General features: G+C 37.2%; 20 protein-coding genes. 2 read left to right on the forward strand and 18 right to left on the reverse strand.

The features are described from left to right. Positions 1–71 precede the first annotated feature (71 nt). The 16 genes from ACHUFV_RS18620 to iolE (ACHUFV_RS18695) all read right to left on the reverse strand — a co-directional run bounded on the left by ACHUFV_RS18620 (position 72) and on the right by iolE (ACHUFV_RS18695) (position 19,454). Positions 72–1,064, reverse strand: a complete 993-nt coding sequence (locus ACHUFV_RS18620; RefSeq protein WP_394236780.1) for an ABC transporter permease — start codon at positions 1,062–1,064, stop codon at positions 72–74. Positions 1,065–1,068: 4 nt separating this feature from the next. Further along, complete coding sequence (locus tag ACHUFV_RS18625; RefSeq protein ID WP_394236782.1) at positions 1,069–2,580, reverse strand: sugar ABC transporter ATP-binding protein; 1,512 nt, start codon at positions 2,578–2,580, stop codon at positions 1,069–1,071. 97 nt (positions 2,581–2,677) lie between these two features. Further along, positions 2,678–3,697: an inositol 2-dehydrogenase gene (gene iolG / locus ACHUFV_RS18630; RefSeq protein WP_394236784.1), complete on the reverse strand. Its 1,020-nt coding sequence runs from the start codon at positions 3,695–3,697 to the stop codon at positions 2,678–2,680. Positions 3,698–4,163: 466 nt separating this feature from the next. Then, entirely contained in the window at positions 4,164–5,087 is a 924-nt protein-coding gene (locus ACHUFV_RS18635) for an AraC family transcriptional regulator (protein WP_394236786.1), read from the reverse strand. A 149-nt stretch (positions 5,088–5,236) separates the two neighbouring features. Continuing rightward, positions 5,237–6,178, reverse strand: coding sequence for a sugar phosphate isomerase/epimerase family protein (locus ACHUFV_RS18640; protein WP_394236788.1), 942 nt, complete (start codon positions 6,176–6,178; stop codon positions 5,237–5,239). 72 nt (positions 6,179–6,250) lie between these two features. Beyond that, positions 6,251–7,687: a sugar porter family MFS transporter gene (locus tag ACHUFV_RS18645; protein WP_394236790.1), complete on the reverse strand. Its 1,437-nt coding sequence runs from the start codon at positions 7,685–7,687 to the stop codon at positions 6,251–6,253. 225 nt (positions 7,688–7,912) lie between these two features. Further along, positions 7,913–9,115 carry a Gfo/Idh/MocA family protein gene (locus ACHUFV_RS18650; RefSeq protein WP_394236792.1) on the reverse strand — a complete coding sequence of 401 codons (1,203 nt, stop codon included), beginning with the start codon at positions 9,113–9,115 and terminating at the stop codon, positions 7,913–7,915. Between the two features lie 448 nt (positions 9,116–9,563). Next, positions 9,564–10,427 carry a sugar phosphate isomerase/epimerase family protein gene (locus ACHUFV_RS18655; RefSeq protein ID WP_394236793.1) on the reverse strand — a complete coding sequence of 288 codons (864 nt, stop codon included), beginning with the start codon at positions 10,425–10,427 and terminating at the stop codon, positions 9,564–9,566. A 184-nt stretch (positions 10,428–10,611) separates the two neighbouring features. Further along, entirely contained in the window at positions 10,612–11,532 is a 921-nt protein-coding gene (locus ACHUFV_RS18660; RefSeq protein WP_394236795.1) for a sugar phosphate isomerase/epimerase family protein, read from the reverse strand. A gap of 124 nt (positions 11,533–11,656) precedes the next feature. Further along, positions 11,657–12,565 (reverse strand): myo-inosose-2 dehydratase, encoded by a 909-nt coding sequence (gene iolE, locus ACHUFV_RS18665; protein ID WP_394236797.1) that lies wholly within the window; start codon positions 12,563–12,565, stop codon positions 11,657–11,659. A gap of 78 nt (positions 12,566–12,643) precedes the next feature. Continuing rightward, positions 12,644–13,666, reverse strand: coding sequence for an inositol 2-dehydrogenase (gene iolG, locus ACHUFV_RS18670; RefSeq protein WP_394236799.1), 1,023 nt, complete (start codon positions 13,664–13,666; stop codon positions 12,644–12,646). 235 nt (positions 13,667–13,901) lie between these two features. Further along, positions 13,902–14,747 carry a sugar phosphate isomerase/epimerase family protein gene (locus tag ACHUFV_RS18675; protein ID WP_394236801.1) on the reverse strand — a complete coding sequence of 282 codons (846 nt, stop codon included), beginning with the start codon at positions 14,745–14,747 and terminating at the stop codon, positions 13,902–13,904. 205 nt (positions 14,748–14,952) lie between these two features. Continuing rightward, positions 14,953–15,816, reverse strand: coding sequence for a sugar phosphate isomerase/epimerase family protein (locus ACHUFV_RS18680; RefSeq protein WP_394236803.1), 864 nt, complete (start codon positions 15,814–15,816; stop codon positions 14,953–14,955). A gap of 79 nt (positions 15,817–15,895) precedes the next feature. Next, complete coding sequence (gene iolG, locus ACHUFV_RS18685; RefSeq protein ID WP_394236805.1) at positions 15,896–16,933, reverse strand: bifunctional inositol 2-dehydrogenase/D-chiro-inositol 1-dehydrogenase; 1,038 nt, start codon at positions 16,931–16,933, stop codon at positions 15,896–15,898. A 143-nt stretch (positions 16,934–17,076) separates the two neighbouring features. Continuing rightward, complete coding sequence (locus tag ACHUFV_RS18690) at positions 17,077–18,489, reverse strand: sugar porter family MFS transporter (protein WP_394236911.1); 1,413 nt, start codon at positions 18,487–18,489, stop codon at positions 17,077–17,079. A gap of 50 nt (positions 18,490–18,539) precedes the next feature. Beyond that, positions 18,540–19,454 carry a myo-inosose-2 dehydratase gene (gene iolE, locus ACHUFV_RS18695; RefSeq protein ID WP_394236807.1) on the reverse strand — a complete coding sequence of 305 codons (915 nt, stop codon included), beginning with the start codon at positions 19,452–19,454 and terminating at the stop codon, positions 18,540–18,542. Positions 19,455–20,072: 618 nt separating this feature from the next. Between iolE (ACHUFV_RS18695) and ACHUFV_RS18700 the strand changes: the two genes are divergently transcribed. Then, the gene (locus tag ACHUFV_RS18700) at positions 20,073–20,909 is read left to right on the forward strand and encodes an AraC family transcriptional regulator (protein WP_394236809.1); all 837 of its coding nucleotides are present in this window, start codon (positions 20,073–20,075) and stop codon (positions 20,907–20,909) included. Positions 20,910–20,977: 68 nt separating this feature from the next. On the opposite strand, the gene ACHUFV_RS18705 is transcribed toward ACHUFV_RS18700, so the two are convergent. Next, entirely contained in the window at positions 20,978–21,382 is a 405-nt protein-coding gene (locus ACHUFV_RS18705) for a VOC family protein (RefSeq protein WP_394236811.1), read from the reverse strand. Between the two features lie 296 nt (positions 21,383–21,678). Between ACHUFV_RS18705 and ACHUFV_RS18710 the strand changes: the two genes are divergently transcribed. Further along, entirely contained in the window at positions 21,679–21,855 is a 177-nt protein-coding gene (locus ACHUFV_RS18710) for a hypothetical protein (protein WP_394236813.1), read from the forward strand. A 19-nt stretch (positions 21,856–21,874) separates the two neighbouring features. Here the strand turns inward: ACHUFV_RS18710 and ACHUFV_RS18715 are convergent, their stop codons facing one another. Next, positions 21,875–23,098: an MFS transporter gene (locus tag ACHUFV_RS18715; protein ID WP_394236815.1), complete on the reverse strand. Its 1,224-nt coding sequence runs from the start codon at positions 23,096–23,098 to the stop codon at positions 21,875–21,877. Positions 23,099–23,172 lie beyond the last annotated feature (74 nt).

Consider the following 23,172-nt stretch of genomic DNA (forward strand, 5'->3'; position numbering starts at 1 on the left):
AATTTGATACTGCTGATATTGCATTTTCCCCGGTTTTCTATCTTGTTTTCTATCTGCTAATCTAGTTTTCTTTATTTTTTCTTTTTACGGTTACGAAGTACATCTACAAACACAGCTCCGATAATTACCATACCAATGATCGCCAACTGAGAATCTGCTGAAACGTTTAATAGGTTCAATCCATTACGGAGAACGGCGATTGTCATAGCCCCGATTAAAGTACCTGATACAGTACCGACACCGCCCATGAAGCTGGCACCGCCGATGATAACAGCTGCGATGGCATCTGACTCATACTGAAGTCCAGCAAGCGGGAAAGCTGAGTTAACGCGTCCAACCATAACTAATCCGGCAAGTCCTGCCATTAATCCACTGATCGTGTATACGATAATTAAAATGCGGTCAACGTTGATACCAGAAAGACGTGCTGCTTCCGGGTTGCCGCCGATTGCATAAATATAGCGTCCTGTCTGAGTTCTTGTTAAGAAAATATGCATGATTACATATACAACAATAACCAGTAAGAAGCTGACTGGCATTGGTCCGATAAACTCACTGCCTAAAAACTGAATCATGAATGGGAATCCCGCGATCGGTGCTGCAGCTGTTACAATTAACGCTAAGCCACGAGCAATGAATTGTGTACCCATCGTTGAAATAAATGGATGTGGTAATCGTAATTTTGTTAACAAGATTCCGTTTACATACCCAAAACCTGCACCGACAACAAGCACTGAAAGAACCCCTAATATTGGATGCATATTCCATGTTACTGACACCAGTCCCATGACCATAATAGATAGGGCAAGAATGGAACCAACTGATAAATCAATCCCCGCTGTTAAGATAGCTAAAAGCATACCAACAGACAATAAAGCATTAATAGATGATTGACGGAAAATATTTGTGACATTATCTACTGTTAAGAATTTGTCTGATAATACGGCAAAGCCTGCACACAAAATAACAAGAGCCAAAAGTGGTGCGAACTTACCAAGATAACTCTTTAACGTTTTCTTATCCTTGACTGTTTCATTTACTGTATCTACTGCTACTTGACTCATTTTCTCAACCTCCTGTAGCCGCTTTCATTATTCTTTCCTGCGTAGCCTCTTCAATTGGTATATTTCCTGTAATCTTACCTTCATGCATTACATATACCCTGTCACACATACCTAGTATTTCTGGAAGATCTGAAGAAATCATAAATACAATCGCACCATTTTCGACAAGCTGGTTCATTAAGCGATAAACCTCTACTTTAGCTCCAACATCGATACCTCTTGTCGGCTCATCAAAAATGAAAACCTTTGCCTTTGTACAAAGCCATTTTGCTATTACTACCTTTTGCTGGTTTCCGCCGCTGAAGTTTCTTGCATGAAGGTCAATACTGCTTGGACGAACCTTTAATTCTTTAATATAATTTTCCGCTTCCACACGCATTGCTTTTAAATTAAGTAGTTTACTTTTATTTCGAAAACCCTTCATATTGGCAAGCGCAATATTCATATCAACCGGCTGGTCAAGCAGAAGTCCTTCACTTTTTCGGTCCTCTGTAATAAAGGCAATCCCAGCATCAATCGCATCACGTGGAGATTTTATGTTTACTTCTTTTCCTTCGATATATATTTTTGCATCTTTATTTTTTCCGTCTGCACCAAAGATCGCTCTGGCCAGTTCTGTTCTTCCTGCTCCTACAAGTCCAGAGAAACCGACAATTTCACCGTAGTTGATGGTAAAACTAACTGGCTCCTTTGTTCCTTCAACGAGAAGATTTTCAACTCTAAAGCCCTCTTTTCCAAGTGTAAAGGATTGTTTAGGAAACTTTTCATCCAACGAACGGCCTACCATTAACTCAATCCAGTAATCCGGATCTGTTGTTGCGACCGGAATGGTCTCAATTTTGTAGCCATCACGAAGGATAGTTAATCGATGGCCCATTCGCTTGATTTCTTCAAGTCGGTGAGAGATAAACACAATGGCAATCCCTTTTGCTGTTAAACCTTCAACAACCTCATAGAGCTGTTCTACTTCTTGTGCACTCAAGCTGGACGTTGGTTCATCCAATATGATTAACTTTGCATCCAATGCAATGGCTTTCGCTACCTCGACAAGCTGCTGCTGCCCGATACCGAGCTCTCCTACAGGTTTGTCGGCAAGATCCGGACTTTGGCCAAGCACCGCTAAACAGCGTTCTGCTTCTTTCCGCATCGCATCGATGTCAAGCATGGAGAATTTCCCGCCCTTTTTGAGCTCCCTCCCAAGAAAGATATTTTCATAGACTTTTAACTCTGGTATAACGTTTAATTCTTGATAGATGGTGGCAATACCTAACGCAATTGAATCAGATGGTTTTTGGATATCAACCTTTTGGCCATTCCAATAAACTTCACCCGCATCCTTTTGATAGGCACCCGTGATAATTTTAATAAAGGTAGACTTTCCTGCACCATTTTCCCCTAATAGTACATGTACTTCCCCAGCTCTAACTTCAAGATCAATCCCTTTTAAAACATGGTTTTGACCGAAGCTTTTCATAATACCTTTTAATTCGAGGAGACTCCCTGAAGATGAGACCATGAATAGACTCCTTTCTATAACTTCCTCATGTTAGCGGGAAGCTTTTTAATATTTTTATAATTCAATTAGCTAGATTCAACTCGAGCTAATTGAATGTTTATACAAAACTTTGAAACATTTCTAATTTTACTTTTTGCCCTCGTTGATAGGATTTCCTAGCTGCATATGAAATTTCAAGTGCCTTTACTCCATCATCCACTGTGATTTGCGGTGTTCCTTCTTCAAGTACAGCTTTGAAAAAGTCTTCGAGTTCAATATTATAAGCATCTTTGAAGCGAACAGGGAAATCTGGTAAAATATCGTGAGTATTTCCTGCCTTTGTTAAAATTTGAATATCATGCTCTCTTAAATTGCCAATAAAGATTGATCCTTCGGTGCCTATTATTTCTGCGCGGATATCATAGCCATAATAGGCATTTCGACTTGCTTCAACATCCCCAGAAGCACCAGATGCGAATTCAATATAAGTTAGAGCCTGGTCAACATCATCATACTTCTTAACAAAAGGATATTTTAAAACACTTCCATGAGCACTTACTGACGTTACTTCCGAATTCATTAGATACCGGGCAATATCGAAATCATGTATGGAAACATCGATAAAAATACCACCGCTATGTTCAACAAACGACTCATGTGGTGCTTGAGGATCTCGAGAAATCCCTCGGAAATAGATTGGATTTCCGATATCACCAGCAGCAATTCGTCTTTTCGCCTCTGCATACGCAGGATCAAAGCGGCGCATAAAACCAACCTGACAGATAGTTTTATTAGTATGTATAATTTCTTGAATTTTTCTTGCATCGTTTAAATCAGTTGTCAGAGGTTTTTCCACGAAAACTGCTTTACCTGTTTCTGATGCTCTTTTTAATAATTCAAAATGTGTACTCGTTGGAGTTGCAATAATGACAGCTTCAATTGTATCGTCTTGAAAAACTTCCTCTGGATTATTTGTATAATTAGATACTCCTAGTTCTTTGGCTATGCGTTCTGCGTTTTCTAAGTTCACATCACATACAGTCACAAGTTCTGCATGACGGTTTTTTGTAACATTTACAGCGTGCCAATAACCTAGCCTACCGAGTCCAAATACAGCAGTACGGATTTTCTTTGCCAATTTTATATCACCTCGTTAATTTTTTAATATTGGTAATACATTTCCCATTTCAGAAAATTCGTAGAAGTAAACGTTTTCATTGTTGTAGATTTTAAAACCCATCGTACCTTATTAAATTTTTAATTGGTTAATAAAAAAGAATAAACAAGTAAAAAATTTAATAGACTAAGATGGGCTTCTTTTGATGAATTATTGACTGCCAATTCAAAATTATTGATAAAGTACATAAACTTAATCATATTTTAACAATTATGTCAATAACAAAACCGAACTTTATGTTACTTTTTGGTTAACTTTTGATAATCTCTATGAATTGATAATAATATTAAAAGCGTTTTCAGTCAATATATTTTTTAAAAACAAAAAAATTAATAAAAAGATTTAATAGGAAATGGTATTTTCACAAATGAAACTTGTATAAATGTACACTTCCCAGAAATCAAAAAAGTCCATTTAGATGCAACAACTAAATGGACGAGATCGTATCATTATTAAATATTGTGGTTTTTACGTTGGAATATAGTGACCGGAATCGGCCTGGTGAACTCCTAAACTTTGAAGTAAACACGCGGGTAAAATAGTAAACAGATGTAAATCCGGTTTCTTCAGCAATATCTTTAATAGACATGTCTGTTGATTTGAGGAGTTCTGCCGCTTTCTGTAATCTTTCATTTTGAACATACTCTGAATAATTAAGACCTAGCTCCGATACAAACATTCGTGATAAATGCCTCCCAGATATATGCAAATGTCTAGCAACATCAGCAAGCTTCAGAGAGTCTGATAGATTATCCTTAATGTGAAGCGTAGCGGTATTAATTAATAATGAGGTTGTTTCAGGATGTATCTTGTAATCATCTTTAATTGAATAGGGCACAAAGGTCTGCAGCAGTGAAAAAATTAATGAAGAAGCTAAATTTGTTAGGATATCGTTGAAAAAAGCAAATTTATGCTTTGTCGCTTGAATCAATAAAGACTGCCATAATAACAAGATATTTGTATCATCCTTTTCATATATAACCACTTTGGAACAGCTTTTAGCCTCTTCTATTCTCCTTACCCAGTCTTCACTTGATTCAGATTCGATTAATTCGAAGCCAACATACAAAAGGAATAAGCCGTCTTCACTTTTTATTTGGTGTGTAACCTCGGGTCTGGAAAAAAATATCGTGTTCTTTTGAAGTGGATAGGTTTGATCATCATCTACATACAATCCTATTCCATCAACAACATAACAAATCTCGAAAAAGGAGTGTTTGTGCAGCAAATTATCAAGATGAGTCGGCATCACTCCCCAATAATGAACTTGAAAAGACGCACCGTTTTGCGCTATTCGATGTGCATATTGATTCAGCGAGACCTTCCCTGATAAATAGTGGTTTAAATCCAACAACGAACACCCCTTTTCTAATTTGTCTGGGCTAATTCATAGAAATATATATACATAATGATTGTAAGCCAATGGAGAGAAATCGTAAATAAAAGGGCTTCTAGACAAAGTCATAAAAACCCATAGTATCCTAAGCAGAGAATATTAGTTTAAAAGCTTAACGTTTGTTTTAATGCATCAACAGATGTTTTGATTCCAGCCTCAACAGACATTGTCAAGTCTTCCATTTCTAGAGATACTTCCTCGTTATATCCCATCATTCTTACCACAGAGAAGAACTCTTTCCACCATTGTAAATCTTGACCGCAGCCAACAGCCACATAATTCCATGCGCGATTGGCTGTATCTGTTACTTCTTTTGTTTCCAAGATTCCATTAACACCTGATAAATGTCTTTCTAATCTAACATCTTTCCCGTGTACATGGTGAATCGCGTCACCTAATTCTCTAGCAGCAAGAATTGGATCCGCACCCATCCAAATCAAATGACTTGGATCAAGATTTAAACCAACCATTGGTCCAACCGCATTACGTAATCTAAATAAGGTTTCAGGGTTGTACACTAGCATAGAGCTAAAGTTTTCAAGGGCAATTTTTTCTACTCCACAAGCTTCTGCTTTTTTCACTAAACCCTTCCAGTACGGGATTGCTACTTCATTCCATTGATAATCTAAAATGTCCTTTAATACTGGCGGCCAGCTAACTGTGTATGTAATCCAGTTTGGAACTTTATCTTCAGGGCTTCCAGCTGGTAACCCGCTCATCATGACAATCTTCTTGACCCCTAGTAATCCTGCTAATTCCATTGTTTTTTCTGTTACATCTCGATGTTGTTTTCCAAGTTCACCTGGATCTAGCGGGTTTCCAGAGCAATTCAATGCACAAAGTCTGATATTTCGTTTTTCTAATGCATTTAAAAATTCAATTCTTTTCGTTTCACTTTCTAGTAATTCATCTAATCGTAAATGCGGCGCAGGTGACCAGCCGCCTGTTGTCATTTCAACTGTATCAATACCCATTTCGGCTACAGTATCTAACATTTCTTCAAAAGGTAAGTGACCTAAACTGTCTGTTACATATGATAATTTCATTATTTCTATTCCTCCTACTATCCTTGAATATTAATCTAATAGTTTATAAAAACAGTGTATGAATACTTGCGTTTATCTAATTCCAGCCATCGGTTTTTCATTTTTTTCGTTATCATCACCATATTTTGCTCGAAAATACTCTTCTAACTCTTCCAATGTTCTATCACTTGTTTCAGGCATATACTTAAACACAAATCCTACTGCTAATACTCCAATTGCAACGAACGCAAAGAATGTTCCAGATAAACCAATAGAGCTTAACAACATCGGGAAAGTTAACCCAATAATAAAGTTTACAATCCATAAGAAAAAGATACAGATACCAGAGCCAAGACCTCTTAACTTAGCAGGGAATAATTCAGCAATAACCAACCACGTTACAGGTGCAACAAACCCTTGCATAAAGGCTAGGAACAATATTGTTAGTGAGAGCACGACATAAGGAAGTGCGGCAGAGCCTTCAAAAACCATTGAGCTGACGGCAATAAGTAAAAGCGAAACAGTTGTTCCAGATAATCCAATCATATACATTAGTCGCCGCTTCATCTTGCCTACTAACCAAAGGCCAAATCCTACTCCTATTACTGCAATTAATCCGTTAGCGATATTGGCGATAAGCGCGGCTTTTGTACCAAAACCAGATTCTTGAAGAATTTGCGTGCCATAATACATGATTGAGTTAACTCCGGTAGTTTGATTTACAATGGCAACGCCAATTCCAATTAATAATAGACGCTTTAACCAAGGTGCAGAAAAATCACTAAAGGATGCCTTATCAATATTTGTTTCGCCTTTTAATGCTTCTTGAATTTCTTTAAATTCAATTTCAGCTTGTTTCGCATCACGGATTTTCTTCATAACATGTAATGCTTCATTCCCTTTTCCTTTAGCAGCCAGCCACCGTGGACTCTCCGGGGCCTTTAACATTCCAAAGAACAGCCCTATTGCAGGAATGGCACAGATAATTAACATGTATCTCCAAACATGACCGCTATCTGCTAATGTAACGCCTAAAATGGCATTAATAACGTAGGCAGCAAATTGACCAATAACAATCATAAATTCATTTTGGGTAACCATCCTGCCCCTTTTCTCAGTAGGTGCTAATTCTGCTAAGAAAGCAGGCACCATTGATGATGATCCACCAACAGCAAGTCCTAGCAAAAATCGAAACGCGATCATAACAGGAACATTCGGAGCAAAGCTTGTTCCAAGCGCCGCAGCGAAGAATAACAATGCTAAAGCAATAATCGTTTTACGGCGGCCATACCGGTCTGCAAGACGTCCTCCTAATAAAGAACCAATTGCGGCACCTAATAGCAGTGAACTTGTAACTAGGCCTTCTGTCCAAGGCGTTAAATTAAGCTGATCGGGTTTTGACATAAATGGCAATGCACCATTTATAACTCCTGTATCATATCCAAAGAGAAGCCCTCCGAATGTTGCAGAAATCATGATAATTCTTAAGTAGCTATTGTGGTCTCTTTGTTTGCTAACTTGACTACTCATACTTTATCCTCCCCAGGGTAAATCTTTCATCAATTTTTCTTACTTCACAAACTTGCGTGTCCCCCACTTACTAATATCCGGTTACTACCAACCATAGCCCTTTGATCAGTTGTTTACTTTTACAAAATCATCCGTTATGTTACCGTTTACAGTAAATCTCTTTTTTTCGCAGAGGGACAAAGCCCTCTGCGAAAATAGGTTTATCTTATATGGATTGCAGCTATATCAAACAGTAGCTTTTTGATTAGCTTGACTGAATTCTACCCAAGAGGATCCGTTATCTGCCGAACGAACACAATTTTCGATCCATACAACGCCATCTAAACCAGCATTAATATCAGGATATACAAGATTATTTAATGTCTTTTCATCACCACGATTTTTAGCATCGATGGCTATCGCAAATTTTAGATAGATATTTGCCCAGGATTCAGACAATCCTTCCTGATGCAGTGCACCTAAGCGCTCATCAGCATTGCAGCTTTCATCTAAATAAGGCATAGCACGAATCAACGTTTGGACAGGCTCACCTTGAACCTCATACTTTAATTCACCTGGCTTGCTATCCCACCATTCCAAACTTGCTTTAGAGCCAACAATACGAATTCTATGGCCATCCATACATCCTGCATTAATAGAGGATGTCCAAAGTCTTCCCACAGCTCCATTTTCATAGCGCATCATGACGAAAGCATTATCTTCTAGTGGAGCACGAGATGGGATGAAGCTCTGACGGTCACATAATAATTCTTTAATTTTCATCTTTGGCATAATTAATTGAGACATATAATACGTGTGAGTAGAAAGATCTCCTAACACAAAGCTAGGTCCAGCAACCTTTGGATCCACACGCCATTTTTGTGCATCACTCGCTTTTTCGGCACTGTCTGTTGCATTGAAACCATGTGTATACTGTAAATCTACTACACGAATATCTCCAAGTTTTCCTTGCTCAATCATGGCACGCATTTGCAGAAGCATTTGGTTACCAGAGAAGCCGTATGTTACACCTACAATCTTCCCTTGTTTTTCGGCAAGCTCCTTTATCTCTAGTACTTCTTCAGAAGTGAAAAATAGCGGCTTTTCACAAATAACATGTAGTCCTGCTTCTAAAGCTGCCTTCGTAATGGCATAATGTGTACCATTTGGAGTCGCAATAGATACAACCTCGATACCGTCTTCCCTCTTTGCTTCTTCTGCAATCATAGTTTGATAGTCTGGATAACAACGGCTTTCTTCAACTCCTAGATTCACACCAAAATCTTTTCCTCTTTCAGGATCTATATCAAATGCACTAGCTACTAATTGAAATGCAGTGTTATCTCTTAATGCCCCAGTACGATGTTTATAACCAACATTACTTAGTCTCCCACCGCCAATCATTGCCCAACGTAATGGTCTTGCAATTTTCTTTTCCCCATTTAACATTTTAAAGTCCTCCCTTTTAAATTAACTAATTAATAGATACAGATATAAGACAACAAACTCCGATTTTTCTTCCATTTGTTATTCTAATATTCTTGTTAATCTTCGTTTAAAACAAAACTGAATATTCTGTAAATTATATTTACAAATGTAATCTTGGGACATATGATAAAATACATTTTTAAACTATGAATATCCTTTTTTTACAATAAAGAGATCATTTACTATCTTCTTTTGAAAAAAGCATTAAATTCCTTTTTGTAAGCGTTGACAGCTACCTATTAAGCTAATCGGATGTTTATCGTTTACAGTTATGATTATAGGACATATCATAGATAAAGTATTTGTATTATAAAGACTTGTTTTTGTATTTTAAGGACATCTTTTTTATCAGATTTAAAAAGGGAGTAGATCATTTTCAGATCTACTCCCTTTTTTTAAGCAATATTTCTTATATGAATAATCCTTCTTTAATAGATTTCAATGTTACTTCATTTGACCATTCAGGACGGTCTGGATAATGAAACACAGCATTTGTGACAATTCCATCAAATTTGATTTCTCTTAGTTTCCTGTATAATGTATCGAAATCTACTTCCCCATCTCCAGGATTCATATGCTGGTGGATGGTTACATTTGCATCTGGAGGATTAATAATATAGCGTAATCCAAATGCGGCTTTATGATTCCATGTATCGGCAATAAGTACATGAGCAAGCAAATCCCCTGCTTCATCGATGTGCTTCGCTACATCTCCAATGCCATTATCATAGTAGAAAGCATGGGGTACCGAATAAACTAACTTAATCCAATCCTTTTCTAATGCACGAATCATGCGGACAGCTTCTATATTTAATTCAATGAAATCATTTGGATGGGATTGTAGATTTAGTTTAATCCCTTCATTTTCAAAAATTGGCATAAGCTCTTCCATGGAACGGACAAAAGCAGCTTCACTTTCTACCGGACGGCTTTTGTCACCGCTGAATTCACTATTCATTAAATCCACGCCTAATTCAGAGGTAATTTCTATGCAACGCTTCCAGTTTCTCACTGCAGCTTGGCGTTCTGCTTCATTTGGCGAAGACCATTGCTGTACTGGAAGAACAGACGAGATTTTTACACCTGCGTCAGAACAATATCTTTTTAAATCCTTGATAAGCTGCTTGTCTACCTTTGGATACTCGTAAAACCAAATAAAATCTTTCCGTGGTGACAATTCCACCCACTCATAGCCTAATCTAGCTACGGTATCAATTGTATCTTTTAAATTAGTATTGTCACGATAATGGGACGGATCATATGCTAAACGCAATTAAATTTTCCCCTTTCTTTATTAAAAATTGGCTAGTAACAAATTATAAACCAATTATTTATGATTATAGGACATACCATAGATAAAGTATTTACACTATGAAGACTTGTTTTTGTATTTTAAAGACAAGCACTTCTCAGTAGCATACCATTACCTATTTCGACCTTATGAAAATGAACGACAATCAAAAACCTATACTCTTTAAATAATCAACACTTTGTTTTACATCACGTAAACTTGTATCTGAGTTTCTAGGATCACGCTCTTGCTCAAGCGTGATATAGCCATGATAATTGATTTCCTTCAATAATTTATGAATGGAATCATAATCAATTACACCTTGTCCAATTGGACACATGACGCCTTTAGCACAGGCATCGAAAAAGCAGATACGTTCCCCCATTACTTCGTTATAGACATCAATATCAATATCTTTAAAATGAATATAATCTAACCTGTCAGCACATTCTCGAAGCCACTCAACAGGGTCCATTTTTGCATAATAAAGATGGCCTGTATCAAGGCAAAGTCCAGCCGTTTCATATGGGATATCTTCCAAAAGTTTGTTGATTTCATCTTCATACTCGATGTATCCTCCTGCATGTGGATGAATAACGGCACGTACCCCGTAGCTTTTTGCCCGTTCAGAAATTAATCGAATATGCTCCATCATTTGCTTCCAATCCTCATCAGATAACCTAACTGCTTTATCTGGATGACCTGCATAATAATCACGTTCATCATGTCCCCAATCCATGACGGTTAGATACGGTGTTGGGAATTTCTGACCCGCTTCCTTCGGTGTTGCTGGTAGCTTTGTAATCAAGGAACAAATATCATCCACTTGTTTTAGTACATTTTCTATATTAGACGCTGATAGCAAATCGTTAAAAATGGTTCCAGCAATAATTGTCAAATTGTTTTTAGCAAGCTCAGCCTGCACTTGTTCAATATCCAGCGGTATGTAACCATAAGGCCCTAACTCAATTCCTTTATAACCGGCCTGTGATGCTTCACTTAACACTCTTTCCCAAGGTGGGAGGTAAGGGTTTTTTGGATCGTCTACTCCCCAACAACAAGGTGCTCCTGAAATTTTAATCGCCATCTAAAACAGCTCCTTTTCTAGCAAATTACTAACCATTTATTCTATACAGGAAAAGGATGTCCCATTTTTCGAGACATCCCTATCTAATATTGTTTTTTTGAACCTTCGTTATGTTAAATAAAAATTAAACTAATTGTGTTTGCTGCATTAAAGAATCAATATATTTTCTTGCCTTTAAAGCATACTCAAAAGGATTAGCCTTTGCAGGGTCCTGCTCTGCCTCCACAACAATCCAGCCCTCATATCCGCTTTCAATGACAGCTTTCATAATTGGGTCAAAATCAATCATACCGTCACCAGGCACAGTAAAGACACCTTTTTTAACACCTACAAGGAAACTATCCTGATTGTCCTTAACTTCTTTAGCCAAGGATTCACGGATATCCTTAAAATGAATGTGTTTAATACGTGATTGATACTTTTGATAGATTTCAATTGGATTTTCACCAGAGAATACAAGGTGGCCAGTATCAAATAATAGCGATACTTTTTCAGGTGAAGTACTTTCCATTAAACGGTCAATTTCAGCAGTTGTTTGCACACCAGTACCCATATGGTGATGGTATACAATTGCCATTCCCTTCTCACCAGCTAACTCCCCAAGAGCTTCTAATCCTTGGGTTAATAAATCCCACTCAGAGTCAGTAAACACTGGCTTTTCTTTAAAAACAGGTGTATCCATCTGTCCTTGGACACTGTGCCCTTGCTCAGAAACAACAATCACCTTTGCTCCCATTGCATGCAAGAAATCACGATGTTCAATGAATGCCTGCTTTGTTTCTTCAAATGGCTTTGTTGTTAAAAATGAGCTAAACCATGCACTTGCTACTTGAAGACCTCTAATCTCTAAATAGTTCTTTAATGTTTCAGGGTCACGAGGATACTTATTCCCAATCTCTGTTCCTGTATAGCCGGCTAACGCCATTTCGCTGATACACTGTTCAAAGCTATTTTCACTGCCTAACTCAGGCATATCATCATTAGTCCAAGCGATCGGCGCACAACCAAACGTAATTTTTGTTTCTGCTGACATTGTTTATTTCCTCCCGAAAATCGAATGATATAACTAAATGAAACTGCAAAACGTAACTATCAAATATATGTTTTACTTTTATTCCACTTCAACTAATTGATTGGTTTCAACAGATTTTTGACATGCAATTGCTACTTTTGTACTTTGCAGACCATCAATTGCACCAACTTCTGGCTGACGTTTTTCTTTAATACATGAAATAAATTCTCTCATTTCATTTACAAACGCATCCTTAAAACGTTCAGGGAAGTTCTGTGAAGTCGGTCTCACTACACCATTTTCATCAAAAATAGTCACTAGATTTTTCTCCGGAGCAGCTGCAACACGGAGCATTCCTTTTGTTCCGATTAATTCCGTTTCCACATGATAGCCATGCGCTGCATTTCTGCCAGCAACCAAAATGGCCATTGTTTTATCTTCCAGCTGCATCATTGCTGCGCCAGTTTCTAATTCATTTAAATCATCTAACTCAGGATAAGCAGCATTTTTCCCCATTGCCCACACACGGTTGACTTCTTTTTTCGAAAACCATCTAACTAAATCAATATCATGAATAGACATATCAGAGAATAAACCGCCGCTGTTGCTGGACTGAGCAAATTTTACGAAGCCTTCCATTCCTGAACTTGGGTCAATCCCGTAACAGCGAATGACTGTCAATTCACCCAATGCTCCTTCGTCCACCATCTTTTTAGCATATTGATAGGACTCATCATATCTTCTCATAAACCCAAGCTGGAAAACCTGATCAGGATGAGCATGAATGACTCCCATTGTTTTTTCAATATCTTCAATGTCTAATCCAATTGGTTTCTCACTGAATACATGCAGCCCTTTTTCCATTGCTAAGCGAATCTGCTCGGGATGGTAGCCTGATGGTGAAACGATGCATACAGCATCAACATTAGGACTTTCCACCATTTCCTCATATGAGGTATATGTCTCTGTTACACCAAGTTCACGTTTAGCATACTCCAGTTCATCTTCAACAAAGCTGCAGGCTGCTACAAGTTTAGCCCCTGGAACATTTTCAGCTAAATTTATGGCATGTGTTCTTCCTAATCTCCCCAACCCAACGATACCTACTCTAATATCACTCATCCTAATCCTCCTTCGTCACTGCACCACAAAAATCACCATAAAGTTGTTAAAAGATTATAAAAAATGAGTCTACAAGTAAACAAATTTCTATAAATCCTGTTAACTTTTGGATATATTTTGATGAATTTCTATTAAAATCATAATATTAAAAGCGCTTTCAGTCAATCGCTTTTTCTATATTTAATAATAATAAAAGAGAGCAGTTCATTCAGTATGAACTGCTCCCTTTTATTAATTATTTATAATACTTTTCCAATACTTCCAACGTTGTTTCTTTAGCCTTTTTAATCACTTCTTCAGGATCCATTTGATAATATTCTGGTCTGAATAATTCAACAGATGCCGCAAAATCATAATTTAATTCTTTCAATCTCTTTAAATGTGCTTCTAAATCTATCACACCATGACCTGGCCATACTCGATTTGTGTCATGCATTTGACCAACAGGGTACCCATCTACGTCATTGATATGGAAAATAAAGATTTTTTCAGCTGCATCATCTGTCACATCTTCAAATCTTGATCCCATTCCAGTGAATTGGAACGTATCATACACAAGACCCACATTATCTCTATTCACTTGCTTAACAATATCGAAGGCTTGCGCAAATGTATTAACTGTATTTTGTGGAATTCCAATAAATTCAATAGCAATTTTTACTCCGTAAGGCTCTGCTAAGTCGGATAGTTGTGTTAAAACCTGAACACAGCTTGCATTTACCTCTTCTGTTAATGTTTTTCCTTTTTCCGTTACATCAATATTAGAAGGCACAACGCAGATATATTCGCAATTTATTTTTTTACAAATCTCTAAGTATTCTTTGAACTCTTCAATCACCTTCTCCTCGTCTTCTTTAGTACGGTTATTAAAGAAGCATAAAGCGTTTAAAGAAAGAGGTTTAATATGATGGGTATCAAAGTACTCTTTTAAATCATCAAGAGTATTTTCCTTTAAATAGTCGATTAATTGATCTATCTTACGAATTTCAATATAATCGTAGCCATATTTTTCACAAAGATCTAGATTTTGTTGAAGGGATGCACTTTCCCATGTTGTTCCTTCGTTAAATGACAGTTTCATGATTTGTTCCTCCTAAGCTGAACTAGCTGAAAATATGAATCAAATTCGCCCGTCGAATTTGCGCCCGGATTTTTCTCGAGCTCGCTCGAGAAATTACATAAAAAAATCCGAGGCATCCGCCGGAGGCTTAACTTCATTCAGCCGTGGTCTAAATCCCCACATTCATCCCATACTTATAAAAGTGGGGGACTTCTGCTGAATGAAGTTAAATATTTAATCCTTCTTTAATAGACTTTAAGGTTACTTCATTTGACCATTCAGGGCGGTCAGGATAATGGAATACAGCATTTGTAACAATACCGTCAAAATTCGTTTCTCTTAATTTACGATATAAAGTATCGAAATCTACTTCCCCATCTCCAGGGTTCATGTGCTGGTGGATGGTTACATTTGCATCAGGAGGGTTAATAATATAGCGTAATCCAAATGCTGCTTTATGATTCCATGTGTCGGCAATAAGTACATGAGCAAGCAAATCCCCTGCTTCATCGATGTGCTTCGCTACATCACCAATGCCATTGTCATAGTAGAATGCATGCGGTACAGAATAAACTAACTTAATCCAGTCCTTATCTAATGCACGAATCATGCGAACTGCTTCTATATTTAACTCAATAAAATCATTTGGATGTGATTGTAAATTAAGTTTAATCCCTTCATTTTCAAAAATCGGGATAAGCTCGTCCATTGATCTAAGAAATGCTGCTTCACTTTCCACCGGACGGCTCTTGTCACCACTGAATTCACTGTTCATCAAATCGACTTCTAATTCAGAAGTGATTTCGATGCAGCGTTTCCAGTTTCTCACGGCAGTCTGACGTTCATCTTCGTTTGGTGATGACCATTGCTGCACCGGAAGAATGGAAGAGATTTTAACCCCGGCATCACGGCAATATCTTTTTAAATCCTTTATCAACTGCTTATCTACCTTTGGATATTCATAAAACCAAATAAAGTCTTTTCTTGGAGAAAACTCAACCCATTCATACCCTAATCTGGCAACTGTATCGATTGTATCTTTTAAATTCGTATTGTCACGATAATGTGACGGATCATATGCTAAACGCAATTTTATTTACCCCTTTCTTACATGCGACTGTCCCATTAGGCTTTTGCCATTGGGACAGCCTCGCTTCTACTTTATAAACCTAAACTGTTTCAAGAACAGCCTTTTCACTATAGAATGCTGGTCTTTCTTCAAGTGTAATCGCTTCTTTTTGACCTGTTTGCTGTGCTTTAACACATGCATCTGCTGTTACTGCTGCAATATATCCATCCCATGATGTTGGCCCTTGTGGCGCACCCTTTTTAATGATTGCATCCATGAAGTCCTGAATTTCAATATCATAAGCATCCATGAAACGGTATTTCCAGTCCATTAAAATACCTGAGCTTAGCTTCGCATCCTTACGTGTAACAACACTTGGGAACTCTGGTAAATAAGCAACACCATCTTCACCAATAACCTCACATTGAATATCATAACCATATTTACAATTCACAAATACTTCAACATTCATCACAATTCCGCTGTTTGTTTCTATTGTAAATAATTGTGGATCTTGAAGTTTGCCATGAGAATATTTCGTTTTTCTTGGGAAAACTACTTGAACTGATTTATAATCATCATTTACCAACCAGTGAAGAACGTCGATTTCATGGATCAATGTATCAACAACAGCCATTTCAGTTACATATGCTTCACCCACTTCAGGGTTACGATGTACAGCACGAACCATTAGCGGCTGACCAATTTCACCTTTATCAATTGCTTGTTTTAATGCAACATAGCCTGTGTCATAACGACGCATAAATCCGACTTGAACTAGCTTTTTGCCTTGCTTCATTTCAGCTTGAACAATTCGCATACAACCTTCTGCAGTAGTAGCAAGCGGCTTTTCGCAGAATACATATTTTCCAGCTTCAACAGCTGCTACAACCGTTGCTTCATGTGCTGGGCCCCAGCTTGTTACTAGTACAACATCAACATTCTCATCTGCAATCAATGCTTTATCGTCTTGATATACAACTGCATCTAATCCATATTGCTCAACCGTTTGTTTAGCTGACTCTTGATTAACGTCCGTTACAGCAACAATTTTTCCACCAGATAATTTATTTGTAATTCTATTAATATGCTCTCTTCCAATTGCACCTGTTCCAACTACACCAAATCCTAAAGTCATGATATTTTCCTCCTGTTAGAAAAAATCTAATCTATTATTCAAGTTCCGGACTATTCTAGTGATATGCTGACACTATAAAAATAGTTCAGTGGACTTAAACGCTTACAATATTTTAAATATTTAAATATTTAAATATTTAAAGATTACTGATTAACTGCTTTTTTCGTCTCCGATTTCTTGTGATCTCGGAAATATGCTTCTAGCTGCTCAAGTGTCTTACCTTTTGTTTCCGGTAAGAACTTATTCACGAATGTAATAGCCGCAATTCCTAACACGGCAAAAATGAAGAACGTAGAAGATAATCCTACTGCGCTCAATAAAATTGGGAATGATAATCCAACTAGGAAGTTGACAATCCATAAACAGAATACTGTTACACCCATTCCAAGTCCGCGTAATTTAAGCGGGAAGATTTCTGAAAGCATTAACCAGGTTACCGGTGAGATTGCTCCTTGTTGGAATGCCAGGAAAGTAACTGTCATAGCTAGTACAGCAAACGGTAACGCTGTTGAACCATCTAGTACTAATGAGAATACTCCAATTAAAGTTAGTGCAGTTGTAGTTCCTGCTAGTCCAACAATAAGCATTGGGCGGCGACCAACTTTACCTAAAAGCCAAATACCCACGAATGTAGCCAAAACTGAGATAACACCATTAGCAATGTTACCAACAAGCGCTGCATCTGTTGAGAAGCCAGATTGTTGAAGAATTTGTGTACCGTAGTACATAATGGAGTTAACACCTGTAATTTGTTGTACAACAGCGATTCCGATTCCAATCATGACAATACGACGTACCCAAGGTACATTTAAATCACTAAAAGTAGCTTGTTTAATCCCTGTTTCTTGCTTAATATTATCTTCAATTTCCTTTAATTCTGCTTCAGCACGGCTTGCTTCACGTATTTCCTGAAGGACACGAAGTGCATCCCCTAGTTTTCCTTTTGATGCCAGCCAACGCGGGCTCTCTGGTACAGTCAGCATTCCAAACCATAAGATAATGGCCGGCAGTGATGCAATGACTAACATGTAGCGCCAAACATGTGCCGCTTCTTCTCCAAAGGCAGTACCAAGGATTGCATTAAACACAAATGCTAGTAATTGGCCCGTAACAATCATTAATTCGTTCTGGGTAACCATCCTTCCGCGTTTTTCAGCAGGGGACATTTCTGCTAAGAAGGCTGGTACCATTACAGATGCGGCACCGACAGCAAGTCCTAATAAGAAACGAAAAACAATCATCACACCTGCAGATGGTGCAACTGTACATCCAATTGCTGCTAAGAAGAAGAGAAAGGCAAGATTAAGAATCATTTTACGTCGGCCGAAGCGGTCAGCTAACCGTCCGCCAAATACAGCTCCAAATGCCGCACCGAAAAGCAGTGAACTTGTTACAAGTCCTTCCGTGACCGGAGTTAAGTTAAGCTCATCCGGTCTTGCCATATATGGCAGCGCTCCGTTAATAACACCTGTGTCATATCCGAAGAGAAGCCCTCCGAATGTCGAAATGATGGTAATCTTTTTTAAAGCTTTCTTGTGATCATGCTTTTTTTCAATTGCTTGACTACTCATGCTTTACCCTCCCCAGGGCCATATTTTATTTTTTATTAACTTCCGACTAATGCATTTTTATCTAATACTAATAGTTCTTCATTAATATATTTACGGGCTTTTAAAGCATATTCTAATGGGTGTGCAACTGACGGGTCCTGCTCAGCCTCAATAACAATCCATCCTGAATAGTTAACATCAAGTAATTTCTGATAAACCTCTGTAAAATCGATACATCCATCACCAGGAACGGTGAACATTCCAGCTAAGAATGACTGTAGGAATGATTTTCCGTCCATTTCGCATTGCTCTCTTACATCTTTGCGAACGTCCTTGAAATGAACGTGTTTGATGCGCTCAATATGTTTATGTAGTAATGACATATAATCACCATCAGAAACGAAAATATGACCTGTATCATATAGCAAATGAACATGATTTGGATCCGTATTGTCCATAAGGCGATCTATCTCTTCTAAGGTTTGTACACCTGTACCCATATGGTGATGGAAAACAAGCTTCAAACCATATTGCTCAGCGACTTTTCCAAGTTCATTAAGTCCCTGGCATAGGTTGTTCCATTCTTCATCAGTGAAGAAAGGCTTCTCAGTAAAGACATTTTTGCCTGTTCCTTGGATACTGTAGGTTTGTTCTGATACAACCGCTACGGCTGCGTTAACTGCCTGTAGGTATTCGCAGTGCCTATGGAACGCCTTAGATGCTTCCTCTACACCATCACGAATAATAAAACTACTAAACCATTGACCTGCTATTCTTAAATTACGAAGTTGAAGTTCTTTGTTTAATATTTTTGGTTCTGGGAAGAAACCACCTACTTCTGTTCCTTCAAATCCGGCAACGACAATATCACTTAGTAAATGTGATAAAGTGTTCTCAGCTCCTATTTCCGGAATATCATCATTACGCCAGCCAATCGGAGCAATTCCCCATGAAATTTGTTGATTCCCCATAGCAAAACCCTCTTTCCTACTATTGCTTTGCATAACATTTGGTTAAATATTGAGCAGTTAGTGAATTAATTGATAAAATAGAAAATTCACGAAAGTATACTTCACTGAAAAACTTGAGTAAATCCTACTCAAAACTATTAATATTTATATATTATTTCCTCCCTTTAACATTTTTAACTTCAATTTCATCATGCATTAATTATTATGTTTTGGTTAACTCTTGATAACCTATGAGTTAATGATAATAGTAAAAGCGCTTTCAGTCAAGAGGGCACGACTTTTAGGAGAGAAACTATAGTTTCTCTCCTTTTGGCATTAAATTGAGCTTATTATTGGTTAAGAGTATGTAAGAAAGCCCGTTAAATCAACGTTTTTGGGCATTTTCATTTTATCTATAAACGAATTCCACAAATTAGATCATAATCTATCAGTTATATCATTTTGATTTATTGCTAATTATTATTCATTTTAATATACTAAATTTATAATATCATTAAAGAAAAATGCTGCTTTATTTAAAAAAATTGCTATGTTTTTGCATGATGTTGCTTCCTTTATAGTTTTTTTAATAAAATTGCTATTATTATATACCATTTCAACCCTTTGAAAGGAGAAAACATGGAGGAATTAGGGGTTTTAAAAGGTTCAAGGTCATTTTTCCACACATCAAGTTGTTTTGCTAAAAAAGCCCTTTTCTATCTTTATAATGCTGGCAGCTATGTATGCTCGGAACTTTATCAAACGAAAAGGGACCGCTTTGAACAATTCTTATTTTTGTATATTAAAAAGGGAAAAATGGAGATTCATTACAAAGATCATAAATATATTGCTAATGAAAATACCTTTGTTTTCCTCGATTGCTATCATCCCCATCTATACAAGACAGTAGAGGAATCGGAATTTGAATGGATTCATTTCGATGGTAATTCCAGCAGAGCCTATTTTGATTATCTTTTTCAAAAACATGGCTGTGTTTTCTCACTGGAAAACTCCAGTGATATTACTGACTTTATGAATAGAATCTTAAGTATGATGGAAACCGATAAAGTTGACGAACACGGAATCTCTATTCTAATTCATAGAATTCTTTACGAACTGGAAAGGATCTCAAACAAGGCAGATCATACGCTTGAAGAAACGATTAAGACTGCAGTTTCCTTTATCGAAAGTAATTATAATAAAGACATTACTTTAAATGATATTGCTGACCATGTTAAGATAAGTCCTTATCATTTTTCAAGGTTATTTAAAAAACAAACAAATTACACCCCGCATCAATATTTAATTGATTTTCGAATTAACAACGCTAAAAAACTTTTATTTAGTACCAATCACTCGATAAATGAAATCGCATTCAAATGTGGCTTTAACAGCGTGACACACTTTGTTACTACCTTTAAGAATCATACAAATTATTCTCCTAAAAAATACAGAGAGTTTCTATTAAAGATATAATAAAAAACCAATTCTCAAATAAAAATTTGAGAATTGGTTTTCTATATCCCATAGCTTCTTTTCTATAATTAAGTTTCATTCAATTTGTTAATCATACGCTCTTCTACTAACTGTAAAATCTCTCCATTTGGTCCTTTAAAACGAATCGTTTTTCGACCTATGCCTTGTTTTGGTTTGCTTGTTAAGAAAGTTATCCCTTCATGCTCAAAACGGCTGATGACTTGATCCAAATCATCCACAACAAATGCCAAATGATTGACCAGTCCATATTCTGAATAGGTAACAGTGGACTGTAAATCACGAATCAGTTCAATTTCGAATCCTGGCAGACCTTCATGTGTTAGAAAAACTAACTCTTTTTGCCCGTTATTTACCCTCACACGAATCTGGAATCCTAAAAGGTTTTCATAAAATCGAATAGACCCATCCATATCAGTTGCCATAATCCCAACGTGTTCTACTCTTTTGATCATTTACTTCCCTCCTTAATAAAATGAAAACAAACGAAAAGTGATGAAAAACAAAGGATAGTAGAGAATTAGTCTAATGATGTACGTTTTCACAGTCATTGTTTCCGTTTTCAAACACTTTGCCAAAAGTTAACCAATATTAGATAATAAGTTCATCAAATAGAAAAAGGAGATGACTTAAATGAAGAAATTAACAACATTAATGAAAACCATTAAAGCTGATTATGAAAAATCAATGAATAACTATGGAGCTGCTTTAATCACTATTTACGAAACACACTAAAAGGGAGGTCACTAAAATGAGAAAACTAACAAAATTAATAGCGGCTTTTATTGCTGATTATAAAGAATCAATGGATAACTACGGAAATGCTCGTCTCACTGTTCATGAAGGATTGATTTACAGTAAGAATGATGATTTATTGAAAAACTATATTGAATATCAGCATGGATCACCAGCCAATTCTCATAGATAAAAGAGAATTGGCTGTTTTTTTATATACTTTCATGTTTACGAAAATCATTTTCCAAAGCTTCTTTATCAAATGCCTTTGAGCGACCTGCATTTCTGCTCCAAATAATGGTTAGCAAGGTTGCTATCAGTCCTAATACGCCTACGAAATAAAATCCTGCTTTAATTCCCATAAGTGAATTGAAAAGCCCTGCAAAAAAAGGCCCACCAAAAATACCAATGGCATATAAAGCCTGATATGCCCCCATCGCAGTGGCTCTTTTTTCCTGAGCGATTTTATCAATGGACATTCCCAGCAAAAGAGGGAAAATTAAGCCCAATGAAAATCCGCTAATCGCCTGTACAATTAAGAATAATCCTTTTGTTTGTACAAAGGGTAAGACTAGAGTGATGACAGCAGCCATGAAAAAGGCCCATTTCAATGACCTCCATTCCCCTAGATGCGGAACAAGCACCCGCCCCATAAAAAGGGTTGCAATCGCATGTGGAATCATAAAGGCAAAGACGATAAATGTAAGCTCGCTGGCTTTAAACCCAATTTGCAGCGCATAGTTGGATGTAAAGCCGAACATCGTCGAAAAAATGATGCTATGGGCAATAATCGATAATATCGCTACTTTTAACAAAGAAGGCTCCTTCATAACAGACACAAGCTCTTTTACCTTCATAGGCTCTCTAGTAATCTTTTCTTTTGGCTCATATACAAAAATAGAAAGAACAACACCTAAAATGCTAAATGATACACCTATCCAAAACGGTGCCTTCCATCCCCATGTATCAACAATATAACCGCTAAATGCCATGCCTAGGAATTGCGCCAGTACAACAATAAATGAGATACTTCCCATCGCCCGATGGACTTCATTAGGGGCAAAATAGCCCGGGTATAGGACTGTAAAGGCTACCCAAGATGCTGCAGAAACACCAGCAAGAGCACGGGCGGCCAGAATCAACCCTAAACTATCTGTGAATAAAAAGATTAAACAGCTGGTCATGCTCGCTATCATGCCCAATATAATAAACGGTTTTCTAAGTTTCAAAAGGTCTGAGAAAATCCCGATTGGCAAGCGGCAAAGAAGCTGTGTAATACCGTAGCTGCTCAAGACAATTCCGATAAAGCTATATTGTGCCCCTATTGACTCCATATAGGGTGATAATATCGGGACATACATAAACTGTGGAAACCACAGCAGGAATGAAACAACGATAAATAAATATTTGCTCCTAGAAGAACTTAAATCCCCCATCAAACCACTTCCATTTTCAGCTTTTTGAAAAAAACTAGGCAGGAATTGCCTAGCTGTTCACATTATGGAATATC

Origin of the sequence: Niallia oryzisoli, assembly GCF_043641075.1 — a bacterium.
GTDB classification, from domain to species: domain Bacteria; phylum Bacillota; class Bacilli; order Bacillales; family Cytobacillaceae; genus Bacillus_BD; species Bacillus_BD oryzisoli_A.